The sequence below is a fragment of the Hyalangium versicolor genome, from assembly GCF_020103695.1.
GTDB lineage: Bacteria > Myxococcota > Myxococcia > Myxococcales > Myxococcaceae > Hyalangium > Hyalangium versicolor.
The window spans coordinates 76182-89066 of the sequence record NZ_JAHXBF010000014.1 but is presented as its reverse complement, the minus strand read 5'-3'; the positions used below and the strand labels follow the sequence as shown (position 1 = coordinate 89066).

The following is a 12885-nucleotide window of genomic DNA, read 5'->3' as shown; positions in this document are numbered from 1 at the left end:
GAGGACAGATGAGACAGCTGGCCAGAGCGCGTGAGCAGATGGCGGCATTCCAGGAGTCGGGCACCGTGGTGGCGGTGGAGGCGGGAGCCTCGCTGTCGGTGCGGGCCGATTCCGGCACCTACCTGGCCCGCCGGGCCTTCAGCTGCCTGGTGGAGCCCATGCTGGGGGACGTGGTGCTGGTGAGCGGGCTGCCCGATGGCACGTGCTGGGTGCTCGCGGTGCTGGAGCGCGAGGCGGACGCGCCCGCGCGCCTGGTCACCGAAGGTGATCTGGAGATCCGGCTGACGCAGGGGCGCTTCGTCGTCGCGGCCCAGGAGGGCGTGGATCTCGTCTCCGCCCAGGATGTCTCCGTGACGGCCGGAGCGGTCCGGGTGAACGCGGACGAGGGCAGCGTGGTGACGCGCCAGTTGAACCTGCTGGGCTCGTTCGTGCGCGCCGAGTTCGACCGGATCAAGGTGCTGGCCGAGAGCTGTGACTCGGCGTTCGACCGGCTGCTGCAGCGCATGAAGCGCTCGTACCGCTTCGTGGAGGAGCACGATCAGGTGCGGGCCGCGCGGATCGACTACGTGGCCGAGCAGAACGCCACCCTCCGGGGGAGCAACACGCTCGTCACGGCGAAGGACCTGGTCAAGGTCGACGGTGAGCAGATCCACCTGGGCTGAGGAGGAACCGCATGTTCGCGAATACGCAGATGATGGGCATGGATATGGCTTTTCCGGACGTGTGCCTGACGCCCATGCCGGCACCGACACCCATTCCGTACCCGAATATCGCCATGGGGCCCATGGGCGTGCCGGCGGCGTACAACGTGCTGTTCATGTGCACGCCCGCGCACAACATGAGCACGGTGGTTCCGCTGACGAACGGTGACAACGCCGGCGTCGCGATGGGAGTGGCTTCGGGCATGGTGATGGGGCCGTCCCGCCACCTGACGGCCAGCTTCACCGTGCTGGTGGGAGGCATGCCCGCCACGCGGCTGACGAGCATGTCGCTGCAGAACGGCACCAACGCCCCGGGAGTTCGGCTGGTCCCGAGCCAGACGAAGGTGCTCGTCCTCTCCCCGTGACGGGAGCGGCGAGGAGAGGCGCGCATGAACGTCCTGGAGCTGGTGCAGGCCTCTTTCCGGGGGCCGTGGGGATGTATCGCGGTGACGGGGGTGATCGTCCTCGTCATCCTGATGTTCTCGTTCATTCCCCGCAATGCACAGGGGCAATCCCGGAGCCCGATGGGGCAGGGGGGCGCCTCGATGGACGTTGGCCGATCCGTGCTGCAGCAGGCGCGCCAGCTCGTCCAGGAAGGCAAGCCGCTGGTGGCGGTGAAGTTGCTGCGTGACACCTCACGGGTATCGCTCGGGGACGCGCAGGCCTACGTCAAAGCGGTCCAGGCCGCGCAGCAAGGGGGCCTATCGTTTGGCGAGGCTCTCACCGCGGAGCTCGCCTCCGAGGTGAAGACGCTGATCTCGAAGGCAGACCGGGAGCAAGCGGTGAAGCTCCTGGTGGCGCGAGCCGGAGCGCCGGAGGCAGAGGCCCGGCGTCTGGTCGAGCTCATGGGCTCGACCCGAAGCCATCGGGCATGGCTCGCCAAGAAGCCGCTCCCGGGCGTTGGGACCGAGGCGGATCTCGAGCAGGTGGAGTCCCTCGTCGCCGAGGGCAAGAAGGCGGAGGCCCTGACGCTCTACCGGAAGCTCACGGGCGCGAGTCTCGAAGAGGCCAAGGAGTACGTGGACGCCCTGGCGGAGCCCTGAGCGGGGGAGGGGCGTTCGTGCATCAGGAGACGGGGCGGCCCGTAGAGGCCTGAGCCTGCCGTGTTGCCCGCTCCATCAGCTCGCCCTGGACCCAGCGTTTGTCGCCATCCTGGAGCTTGCGCCGACGCCAGGCGCCAGCCGCCTCCAGCTCCCACGCATGGGTGTTGTCCGCGAAGCACCGATCGAGCACATCACGCACCTGTGCCAGGAGTTGCGCATCGTCCACGGGAGCCAGCGCCTCCACGCGATGGTCCAGGTTGCGAGGCATCAGATCCGCCGAGCCGATGTAACAGCGCACCTCGCCGGCCCGTTCGAAGAGGTAGATGCGAGCGTGCTCCAGGAAGCGGTCCAGGATGGACACCACGCGGATGTTCTCCGAGACCCCGGGCACTCCTGGCCGCAGGCAGCAGATGCCTCGCACGTTGAGTTCGACCTTCACCCCTGCGCGCGAGGCGTCGTACAGCGCCCGGATCATCATCGGGTCCACGAGCGCGTTCATCTTCATCTGGATGCGCGCGGGCTTGTCCTTCGAGTGCGCGGCCACCGTGCGGCGGATCTCCGCGAGCAATCCCTCGCGCATGTTGACCGGCGCCACCAGCAGCTTGCGGAAGGTCTGGGGCCGGGCGAACCCCGTCAGGTAGTTGAACAGGTCCGCCACGTCCGCGCCGATCTCCGGATCCGTCGTGAACAGCCCCAGGTCCGTGTAGAGCCGCGCCGTCTTCGGGTTGTAGTTCCCCGTGCCGATGTGCACGTAGTGGCGGATCTTCTCTCCCTCCCGGCGGACGATCAGGATCGCCTTGGCGTGCGTCTTCAGGCCGGGGATGCCGTAGACGACGTGCACCCCCGCCTCCTCCAGCGCTATCGCCCACTGGATGTTGGTGCGCTCGTCGAAGCGGGCCTTGAGCTCCACCATGCACACCGCCTGCTTGCCCTTCTCCGTGGCGCGGATCAGCGCGGGCACGAGCGGTGAGCTGTCCGAAGTGCGGTACACCGTCTGCTTGATGGCCAGCACATCCGGATCCTCCACGGCCTCCGTCACGAAGCGCTCCACCGACGTGGCGAAGGACTCGTACGGGTGGTGGACCAGCAGATCGCCTCGGCGCATCGCCGCCATCACCGTCGTTCCGCCTTCCGCGTTCGGGTCGGGGCGCAGGCGGGGTTGGGTGACAGGTGTCCACGAGGCATCCCGAAGCTCCGAGAAGCCCGGGGTTGCCACCACCGAGTGCAGATCCGCCAGCGCCAGCAGGCCCTGCTCCTCGTAGACCTGCCGCGGCTCCAGCCCCAGCGCCTCAATGAGCGGATCGCTCAGCTTCGCGTTCATTCCCGCCTGCACCTCCAGGCGGATCACGTCTCCGAAGCGGCGTTGGCGGAGTTCGTCCTGCACGGCCACCAGCAAATCCTCGGCGTCCTCGGACACCGTGAAGTCCGCATCCCGAGTCACCCGGAACAGCCCGTAGTCCAGCACCTCCATGCCCGGGAACAGCGCGCTCAAGTGACAGGCGATGATGTCCTCGAGCGGCACGAACGCCGCCCCCGCACTGCTCTTGATCGGTACGAAGCGGGGCAGCAGCTCCTTGGGTACCTTCACCCGCGCTACGTGCTCCACCTCGGCGACGGGATCCCGCAGCAGCACCGCCAGGCTCACCGAGAGGTTGGAGATGTATGGGAAGTGCCGCCCCAGCCCGATGGCCAGCGGCGTCAACACCGGGAAGATCTGCTCGCGGAAGCGCTGATCCATCTGCGCCCGAGCCTCCGCATTCAGCTCCTTCATGGGGAGGATTCGCAGGCCCTTTTCGGCCAGCGCGGGCCGCAGCACCTTCTCGAGGCAGTCACTGTGCCGCCGCCCCTGCTCGCGGATGCCGTCGTGCAGCTTGTCCAGCGTCTCCCCCGGCGTGGCCCCGTCCGGCACCAGCCTCGAGACACCCGCGTGGTGCTGCTCGTGCAGCCGCGCCACGCGGATCATGAAGAACTCATCCAGGTTGCGCGCGTAGATGGCGCAGAACTTCAGACGCTCCATCAGTGGCACCGAGCCGTCCTCGGCCAGCTGCAGCACCCTATCGTTGAAGGCCAGCCAGGACAGCTCCCGGTTGAAGAACAGCTCCCGGTCCGGCACGTCCACCCCCTCGGGGATGACATCCCGCTCGACGGTCTTCTGGCTGCCTCGGCTGGGGGAGGCTCGCTTGGCCATACCCGGGCTCCTCGGATGGGTGTTCAGGTGGGGGCGGGGTGTAGCAGCAGCCTTTCACGGGCGGTGAGTCTCTTTCTGGAAACGGTGGCGCAGTGCATCCAGGTGGCCGTTTTCCCACCCGACCTCCCAGATGGGATTTGGGCTTCCGTCCACTTTGAGACAAAGTGCGCCCTGCTCATTCTGGAGGGGTCTTCTTGCCGAACCGCGCACATCTCCTCGCTCGGGGACTGTGTCTCTTTGCCCTGTTGTGGGGCTTCGAGACGCTCGCCCAGGGCACTTCAGTCCTCACGGGCACTGTCATCGATGCGGCCACGAAGCAGCCGATCCCGGACGTCGTCGTCACGGTGACCTCGCCGGCGCTCCAAGGTGAGCAGGTGGTCCTCACGGACAAGACCGGTTCATACCGCATCCCGCAACTTCCGCCGGGCAGCTACACCATTCGCGTGGATGGGGATGGCTACAAGCCCTATGAGCGTGGCGCGATCTCCGTGCGCGTGGACACCACCATCCGCGTCAACGTGGAGCTGCTCCCCGACAACTTCACGGAGACGATGGAGATCACGGCGGCGCCTCCTACCGTGGACATCGGCTCGAGCGCCTCGGGTGTGACCGTGGACTCCGAGTTCCTGCGCAACGTGGCCGTCATCCGTCCGGGCACCAAGGGCTCGGCGTCGCGCTCCTTCGAGTCCCTGGCTGAGTTGGCTCCTGGCGCCAGCTCGGACCGCTATGGCGTGAGTGTCAACGGCAGCAGCTCGCCCGAGAGCCAGTATGTCGTCGATGGCCTGTCCGTGAGCGATCCCAGCGTGGGCACGGTGGGGACGCCGCTGTCCGTGGAGTTCGTCAAGGAGGTCAACGTCATCACGAGCGGCTACATGCCCGAGTACGGCCGCTCGACCGGTGGCATCCTCAGTGTCGTCACCAAGACCGGTTCCAACGAGTTTCACGGCTCAGTCTTCGCGAACGTGGCGCCGGGAGTCCTGCAGACGGCGGGCACCGAGGTGCTCCAGGCCGGCTCGGTCATCAGCGCCCAGGGCAATCCGTGGAACCTGGGAGACTTTGGCTTCGATCTGGGCGGTCCCATCATCAAGGACAAGCTCTGGTTCTACGTGGGCGTGGCGCCGTCGTTCAACCGCATCCGCGTGGAGCGGCAGCTCAACACGCTGGACATCTGCACGGCGAAGGATCCGGCGAACGGCTGCAGCGACGCGGGCGCCGCGCGGGTGGATCCCTCGACGAAGTATGTGGTTGCGACGCCCATCGAGGGCACCCAGGTCAACCGCTTCGCGGACGAGCGGAGCGTGCAGTACATGGCCAAGCTGCAATACAACTTCAACCCGGACCACAACCTGTCGATCTCGGCCTTTGGCGTGCCACGTTCGTCTGGAGGCCAGGGCAAGTATTCGTTCAGCGATGATGGGGATCCCGAGGTGTGCGTGGGTCTGTCCTGCACGGGCTATGTGCAGGGCTCCTACGAGTCCATCGCCACGCAGCGAGACAATGACGCGCTGGATCTGGTGGCGAAGCAGTCCTCCTCGTTTTTCAACAAGAGGCTGCTGCTGGACGCGACGGTCGGCTGGCACCACCAGCGGGACACGATCCTGCCGTCGGATGGCTCGGGGTTGAACACGGGAGAGGGGCTGTCGGCAGAGCCGCGCATCAACTACCGGCGGACGCGCAGCCCTGCCACGAGAGTTGGTCCGGTGGGGCGGGACTACCACAGCATCACCGAGTTCGAGGATCTGCCGGATCCCTCGGTCTGTGAGTCGCCCGAGGAACTGTTCCCCACCGACACTCTGCCGGATCGCCGCGCGACGCGCTGCCCGGTGAGCGCGTACTCGATCGGTGGCCCCAACACGATCAGCATCCAGAAGCTGGATCGCATCCAGGGCAAGCTGCTGGGCACGTACCTCTTCGAGGCGCGCGGCCACCACATCGTCAAGGCTGGCTTCGATCTGGAGCGGCTGAGCTACTACAACAACCGCGCGCGTACGGGCCTGGCGCCCTGGACGGAGTGCACCAACGGCACGTGCTGGTTCACCACCACCCAGTACGGCTACCTGGACGCGCCGGATCAGCCGGTGTTCCTCGAGACGAAGGAGGGCACCTCCAAGTCGCTGACCGTGGGAGGCTTCCTCCAGGACAGCTGGTCGGTGAACGACAAGTTCACCGTCAACGTGGGTGTCCGCTACGACGCGCAGACCGTCTGGGGCCTGGATGGGAAGGTGGGCCTGTACCTGCCCAACCAGTGGTCCCCGCGCCTGGGCGTCATCTACGATCCCACGCAGCAGGGCCGCTCCAAGCTCTTCGCCAACTATGCTCGCTTCTACGAGAACATGACGCTGGACATGGCGGACCTCTCGTTCCCGCAGCAGCAGCTCATGTCGGCCACGTATGACGCACCCGCGTGCAACCCGGCGGACCCGATCTCCCTGAGGACGGCGTGCGCCAGCGACGAGTACCGCCAGGCCATCGGCAATCCCGAGAGCCCCAACCAGTTCTGGAACGTGGAGGGCGGCGATCGCGTGCCCGTCGATCCGGACATCAAGCCCCAGTCCATGGACGAGATCGTGGTCGGTGGCGAGTACGAGCTGTTCCTCGGGCGGTTGGGCCTCACCTATACGCGGCGCCAGCTCAACGATGTCATCGAGGACATGAGCCGGGATGACGGGAGCACCTTCTTCATCGGCAACCCGGGCAAGGGGTACTCGTCGGACTTCCCGGAGGCCGTCCGCAAGTACGACGGGGTGACGCTCTACTACCAGAAGAACTTCTCGAACCAGTGGCTGACCCAGGTCAGCTACACGTGGTCCAGGTTGGTGGGCAACTACTCGGGCCTGTTCCGCGCGGATACGGGCCAGCTGTCTCCCAACCTGACGCGAGACTTCGACCTGCTCTCGCTCACGTTCAACCGGTACGGCTTGCTGCCCGGCGATCGTACGCACAACCTGAAGGCTTTTGGGGCGCGCGAGTTCATCCTCTCCAACAGCATGAGCATCAACGTGGGCGCCAGCTACCGCGGCCGCTCCGGCACGGTGATCAACGTGCTGGGCGCGCACCCGCGGCGCAGCGGCGCGGAGACGTTCATCCTCCCGCGTGGCAGCGCTGGCCGGCTGCCATGGGTCCACAACTTCGATGGGCACGTGGGGTTCAACCAGCGGCTCACGAAGGACAACGTGGTGACCCTCTCGCTGGATGTCTTCAACCTCTTCAACTTCCAGCAGTACACGGAGGTGGACCAGAGCTTCACCTTCACCCGTGTGTACGCGCTCGAGAATGGCGAGACGATCAAGGACGTGGAGGCATGCCGCTCGTCGGGCGGGGACTGCAAGGTCATCTCCACGGCCACGGGCAAGCCCATCAGCCCGGAAGAGGTCAACCCCAACTTCAAGCGGCCGACCGCCTATCAGTCACCGCGGTCCGTTCGCCTCGGCGCGAAGTTCAGCTTCTAGCCTGCTGCTCGGAGAACACCTGCCATGAAGCGTGAACTCAAGGGACTGAGCGTGGGCGCGGTGGCCATGGCCGCCGTGTTGGGCGCGTGCAATACCTCGGATCCGGAGCGCCAGTGCTCCGTGGCGCGAGCCGTCTCGGATGGATCCCTCGGCTCGTTCGCCGCCACCTATGCGTTGAAGGACGGGGCACCTCAACCCGACCGGCCGTGCACCCAGCTCCAGGCGGAGCCGGTGGGGCTGCAGAAGTACTTCAGCCAGGATCCCTCCGCGCCGGACACCGTCGCCATCCGTACGAAACGGATGGGGGATCTGCTCGAGGATTTCGATGCGCAGATCGATCCCGCATCGGCGGGCAAGCCCTACGCAGTGGGGGCGCTGGCTTCGGAGAACCCGGGCGCGGACAACTTCTGTGACGTGCCGCAGCTGGCTGCCGCGCGGCTGGAGGTGCCAGCGAGCGGGGAGCAGCCCGCGCAGAGCTTCTCCTACGAGTGGTCGAACCTGCGCATCTACAACACGCCGGAGATCCCCGGGACGCAGTTCGTCGCGGACCTGCGCTACTCGGAGAACGGCTGTACCGCCGAGTACAGCGTGAAGGGCATCTGGCCCGTGGTGAGCTGCGCCACCTCCGGCAAGCCCGACGAGGCGAAGTGCGATCCGTACCCGGACTACAGCGTGGGTCGGCTGCGCGGCTCGGGCATCAACCCGCTCTTCCCGGTGAAGTGCGATCCCGTCGCGCTCATCTGCGTGCTGACGGGTGAGGTGCCGTCGGACAGGAAGCCCTGAGGCGGAAAAAACCGCGGCCGGACGTGGCGACCCCACCCCGTCCGGCCGCGCCGCTGACCGCGTGGGGGGCAGCGGTCAACGCCCTCTTAAAGAGGGACCTGTCCTTCCGGGAACGCTGCCGGCCCATCGGCGTCCCATGCTCAACGTAGGGGAGGGATCTTAAGAACCTCTTACGGTGATGCGGTTACGGTTCCGTCCATCCCCGCGGTGCCATGGCGGCCTGTGTGTGGAAGGAGGTGCACGGCATGGGGGAGCGAATCCTGTTGGTGGAGGACGATCCGCAGCTCGGGTCGCAGATCGTGGAGCACCTGCGAGGCGCGGGCTTCGATCCGATCTGGTGGAAGGAGGGGAAGAGCCTCATGCCGGGGGAGCTGCCCGAGGTGAGCCTCGTGGTGCTCGATCTGATGCTGCCGGGCACGTACGGCCTGGACATGCTCAAGGCGATCCGGGTCTTCTCGGAGGTGCCCGTCCTCATCCTCAGCGCGCGCAATGACACGCTGGACAAGGTGCGCTCGTTGAAGCTCGGCGCGGATGACTACATGACGAAGCCCTTCTGGCCGGAGGAGTTCGTCGAGCGGGTGCGCGCGCGCCTGCGCCGGCCCACGTTGCAGAAGGAGGAGGCGGTCGTGGAGGTGGGGCCGTTGCGGCTCGACTTCAACGCTCGGGAGGTGCGGGTGCAGGGCCGTCCCGTCGAGCTGACGCGGGTGGAGTTCGAGCTGCTGGCGGCGCTGGCCCGGAGGCCTCGTGAGGCGGTGACGCGACAGTGGCTGGTGGAGCACGTGCTGGATCCGGAGCGGGAGGGCACCGAGCGCACGCTGGATGTCCACGTGTCGCGGCTGCGGCGCAAGTTGGGGTCGGTGCACTGCGTGGAGACGGTCTGGGGGGTGGGGTACCGGCTGGTTCCCGGAGATGGCTCGTGAAGCTTCGGCTGCGCCTGGCGCTCACGGCGGCGGCGGTGACGGTGCCGCTGATCGCGGTGCTGGGGTTTCTGCAGCAATCATTGCGCAGCCGCTCTCAGGAAGAGGTACTCGAGGCAGCCACGCTCGCGCAGATGCAGGCGGGCGAGCGGGAGCGCTGCGAGGCCGCTCCCGAGTCCTGGATGCTGAAGGGAGGGCTTCGCCTGCAGGGAGGACCGTCTTCCAAAGGGGGACGCGGGGAGCCCCCGCCCAAAGAGCGTTTCGAACTGTTCGGGCCGCCTGGGCCTCCTCCTGGGGATGAGGATCGGGGACCGCCGCCCGGGCCTCCGCCGGATCGGGATCGGAAGTCGCTGGGGAGAGGGCCGGGCTCCGTGCAGCTCTTTCCCTATGACAGTCAGCTCGTCTCGCGGAATCCCCAGGCTCCGGTGTTGGACGAGCAGTTGAGGGCGGAGGCTCGCTTGGGAGAGGGAAGGGTCTCCCGGCAGTGGCGAGGGGAGGGCCAGCGCTTCCACGAGGTGCTGGTGCGGATGCCCTGGGACAGCGGGCCTTGTGCATACATTCTGGCGCGACGACAGGAGCCCTCGGGGCCGCCGTTCGGGTTTCTCCCCCCATTGGATCTCTGGGGCTTTCCCACGCTCATCGTCCTGGCGACGGTGGTGGTGGTGCTGGGGCCCGTGGTGGGACGCATCCGCCGGCTCACGGAGGAAGTGAGGACGTCCGCGAGCAGCCATTACCAGCAACCCATCTCCGTGCAGGGCAGCGACGAGATCGGAGAACTGGCGCGCGCCTTCCAGGAGGCGCGGACGGAGATCCAGAACCAGATGGCGCAGCAGGAGGCTCGTGAGCAGGCCCTGCGCGACTTTCTTGCCAACACGACGCATGACGTGATGACGCCGCTCACGGTGTTGCAGGGGCACCTGTCGGCGATGGAGCAGCGCGCGGGAAGGGGAGAGCCGCTGGAGCCGGGGTTGGTGGCCTCGGCAATGAGCGAGGCGCACTACATGGCTTCGCTGGTGCACAACCTGTCCGCTGCGGCGCGGCTCGAGGCGGGGACTCCGGCGACTCAGCGAGTTGCGGTGGATCTCAACGCGTTGGTCGGGCGTGTCGTGGGGCGGCACCAGCCCATCGCGCGCCAGCAGCAGATCTCACTGGAGAGTGGCGTTCCCGGCATGCCCACGTGGGTGCTTGGAGACGTGACGCTGATCGAACAGGCGGTGAGCAATATTGTCTTCAACGGCATCCGGTACGGGCGTGAGGGCGGCCACGTCGCAGTGGTGCTGGAGACCACGCGCCAGGGACGATTCCACCTGCGAGTCATCGATGACGGGCCGGGCATTCCCGAGGAGGAGCGCTCGCGGTTGCTGGAGCGCAGTTTCCGAGGCAATGCGGCGCGGACACGTGCTCCACAGGGGCAGGGGCTAGGGCTGCACATCACGCACAACGTGGCGCAGGTGCACGGTTGGACGCTGACGCTGGAGCCTTCGGAGTACGGTGGGCTTGAGGTTGGCTTGGCGGGCGACGTACTGATGGAATCACCGGCGATCGGTTGATCTTCCCGGAAGTGGAGGCGGCGGGATTCGAACCCGCGCCGGGCGGTGCGAAACCTTGAGCAGAATCGCGCCCTTACCTCGCAATCGCCCGGAATGACTTGGAGTCGATAGCCTGCCGCGTCCCGTTTCGTCCCGTCCTGTTCCAGCCCACTTCGCGGACACTCCACTAGATTTGCACCCTACCGTCGCCAGCACCCGCGCAGCGCGGCCCGAGCCGATCGGTCACGGTGAGTCGCGCCCACCAATTGCCGGGAACCGCTCGTAGGCCCGTTTAAGCGCGTCCAGGTGGGCGGGGTTGTCGAGGTCGAGCGGCGCATCGGTGAGCTGCACGACCCATCCGCCCGACGGCGTGCGACGCGCTCGCGTAAGCAGCTCGGCGTCGCGGGCCGGGTCCGGGAACCCGATGGTCTTTGTGGCAGCGGCAGACCAGTAGTTCAGCCACCCAAGGTAATAGGGAATCTCAGGCGAGCGAATGTGCTGGAAGAGTTTCAGGGCAGGCAGCCCCCTGCGTGGAGACGGCGGCCCTTGCAGCGTGGGCGCTGTCTGATACGCGATGTCCACCTTAGCGGCGTATGGCGTTGCACACCCCCAGAACGCGCGTGCGCCCTCTGCCACGGCTTCAAGCACAGCCGCCGATGCCGCGATCACAGGCTCGTCCAGTGGCATTTCTGCATGGACTTCAAACTGGGGCTGACCGCCCGCGGTGAAGAGTCCCGAATTTTCCATTCCAGAAACCATCACGGGGTAACTCTTGTCCCCGTTGCACACAATAGGGAATCCCCCGTCCTCAATGCTTTCTACGAGCCATGCGTCGCGCTGTGGCAATGCGATGGGGCGCCCGCTGCCTGAGAGCCGCCATTTCAGCCTCAAGCCGGGGAGCGCCTTTTCGATCCCATGGATGACGTCGACCGTGCGGCCGTCTTTGCCCATGAGTGCAGGCGCGTAGGTGATAAGGGTGAGGGTTCTTTGCTGAGTCATCGTGGGCATCCCGTGACGACGATATTGAGGAGTGGAGCCTTGGCGAGCAGAGCGTCTTTGTGCGCTTGGGTGCTCACCCCGATGACGAAGTCATATCCACATGCTGTTGCGATGGCTCGCTCCCTTTGAATTTGCTTGAGTTCCTTGTCGATCTCCATCCTCTGGACGAAGGAATTATATTTATCGAATTGATGGGTCTTGATCTCCCACAGCACGCGCACACCGACTTGCAGCGCATCGAAGCGTATTCCTCCCACGCTCACGTCCATGCCGGGATAACGGTTGGGCGGAAACTTGTCGGCGCACTCGTTATGCGGATCATCTTTGGATGCGCGCGGCACCGGGATGGCCTCGCACTCCGGGCGGCGCGGGTTGGAGTCTGGTACTGGGAAGATGTCTCCAGTGGGCGACCCCTTTGGCTTAGGTGTTTGATTCGCTAGGGGCTCCTCAGCGGGTGTCGGTTGCGTCCTGAGCTTCGCTCGCTCGCGGGATGCGTGCCGTTGATAAGCATTAATCCCCTCTTGGATGGCGGCTGCTACCACCACCGCGCCAACAACAACCACTGCACCGACGACGATCTCGGGTGCGGCAAAGATACAGAGGGCCACGACTGCGGGAGCGGCGGCATCCGCGTAGGCAACGGCGCATCGTTTGGTGACATCCCGAAATCTGACCCTGTCGCGATCGAGCGCGTGAAAGCACCGCTCCGCAAGGATGGGCCATTCGTTGGAGGCTTCTCGCACCACGCACTGCCCATCATCTGTCCAGGGGTACAGTGCCGCACGCTGAAGATGGGCGAGTCTCGGGCTCGGGGCCTCTACCTCTCCCGGGCTTGGATCCATCGTCGCGCAGGCTGAGAGCAGGAGCAGGAGCAGGGGGGCGCTACAAGTTCGGGGAGGCATGGCGGCGTCCCTTCAATCAAGCAGGGGGCCGTAGGTCAAGGCGCGCCCTCCTGGAGTGTGACAGAGGACGCTCCGACGTGCCCCGATTCCCAACCCCTGAACCCGGCGTCGTCGAGACCATCGGCCACGGTGGCGCGGATGTCCTCCCTGACGCCCGCGTCGCCGACCCTCGGCGTGCGCAGCAGGTCGTTGCTGATGTCCGTCAGCACCATGCCCTTGTACGCCTTGAGCACGATCTTCCCGTACTCGGGAGCGCTCCTCGGGACGGTCTCCCCCTCGCCGACCCACTTGAAGACAGAAGTCCCCGTCTGCATGCCCATGTGCAACTCGCCCGCTTTCTCCTCGGGACCACAGTGCTGGCACGTGTCCATCTC

The 12885-nt window shown here is 66.2% G+C and carries 10 protein-coding genes and 1 pseudogene; 7 read left to right on the top strand and 4 right to left on the bottom strand.

Features of this window, described 5'->3' with window-relative positions; genetic code table 11:
* Nucleotides 1-8 precede the first annotated feature (8 nt).
* Genes KY501_RS27765 through KY501_RS27755 form a run of 3 tightly spaced genes read left to right on the top strand, consistent with a single transcriptional unit; the run spans nucleotide 9 to nucleotide 1744 of the window.
* The gene (locus KY501_RS27765) at nucleotides 9-662 is read left to right on the top strand and encodes a DUF3540 domain-containing protein (protein ID WP_224366482.1); all 654 of its coding nucleotides are present in this window, start codon (nucleotides 9-11) and stop codon (nucleotides 660-662) included.
* Between the two features lie 11 nt (nucleotides 663-673).
* Nucleotides 674-1066 (top strand): DUF4150 domain-containing protein, encoded by a 393-nt coding sequence (locus KY501_RS27760; RefSeq protein ID WP_224366481.1) that lies wholly within the window; start codon nucleotides 674-676, stop codon nucleotides 1064-1066.
* 24 nt (nucleotides 1067-1090) lie between these two features.
* On the top strand, nucleotides 1091-1744 hold the full coding sequence (locus tag KY501_RS27755; RefSeq protein ID WP_224366480.1) for a hypothetical protein: 654 nt from the start codon (nucleotides 1091-1093) through the stop codon (nucleotides 1742-1744).
* Between the two features lie 22 nt (nucleotides 1745-1766).
* On the opposite strand, the gene ppk1 is transcribed toward KY501_RS27755, so the two are convergent.
* The gene (ppk1, locus tag KY501_RS27750) at nucleotides 1767-3932 is read right to left on the bottom strand and encodes a polyphosphate kinase 1 (RefSeq protein ID WP_224366479.1); all 2166 of its coding nucleotides are present in this window, start codon (nucleotides 3930-3932) and stop codon (nucleotides 1767-1769) included.
* Nucleotides 3933-4126: 194 nt separating this feature from the next.
* Between ppk1 and KY501_RS27745 the strand changes: the two genes are divergently transcribed.
* The 4 genes from KY501_RS27745 to KY501_RS27730 all read left to right on the top strand — a co-directional run bounded on the left by KY501_RS27745 (nucleotide 4127) and on the right by KY501_RS27730 (nucleotide 10631).
* The gene (locus KY501_RS27745; protein ID WP_224366478.1) at nucleotides 4127-7381 is read left to right on the top strand and encodes a TonB-dependent receptor; all 3255 of its coding nucleotides are present in this window, start codon (nucleotides 4127-4129) and stop codon (nucleotides 7379-7381) included.
* Between the two features lie 24 nt (nucleotides 7382-7405).
* On the top strand, nucleotides 7406-8164 hold the full coding sequence (locus tag KY501_RS27740; RefSeq protein ID WP_224366477.1) for a hypothetical protein: 759 nt from the start codon (nucleotides 7406-7408) through the stop codon (nucleotides 8162-8164).
* Between the two features lie 245 nt (nucleotides 8165-8409).
* On the top strand, nucleotides 8410-9084 hold the full coding sequence (locus tag KY501_RS27735) for a response regulator transcription factor (RefSeq protein ID WP_224366476.1): 675 nt from the start codon (nucleotides 8410-8412) through the stop codon (nucleotides 9082-9084).
* Nucleotides 9081-10631, top strand: a complete 1551-nt coding sequence (locus tag KY501_RS27730) for a sensor histidine kinase (protein ID WP_224366475.1) — start codon at nucleotides 9081-9083, stop codon at nucleotides 10629-10631. The genes KY501_RS27735 and KY501_RS27730 overlap by 4 nt, the downstream gene beginning before the upstream one ends.
* Before the next feature lie 222 nt (nucleotides 10632-10853).
* Here the strand turns inward: KY501_RS27730 and KY501_RS27725 are convergent, their stop codons facing one another.
* The 3 genes and pseudogenes from KY501_RS27725 to KY501_RS27715 all read right to left on the bottom strand — a co-directional run.
* The gene (locus KY501_RS27725; RefSeq protein WP_224366474.1) at nucleotides 10854-11609 is read right to left on the bottom strand and encodes a DUF5953 family protein; all 756 of its coding nucleotides are present in this window, start codon (nucleotides 11607-11609) and stop codon (nucleotides 10854-10856) included.
* On the bottom strand, nucleotides 11606-12511 hold the full coding sequence (locus KY501_RS27720; protein WP_224366473.1) for a DUF6310 domain-containing protein: 906 nt from the start codon (nucleotides 12509-12511) through the stop codon (nucleotides 11606-11608). Before KY501_RS27720 ends, KY501_RS27725 begins: the two co-directional genes overlap by 4 nt.
* A gap of 80 nt (nucleotides 12512-12591) precedes the next feature.
* Nucleotides 12592-12843 (bottom strand): annotated as a pseudogene (locus KY501_RS27715) (phage major capsid protein); the annotation flags it as partial.
* Nucleotides 12844-12885 lie beyond the last annotated feature (42 nt).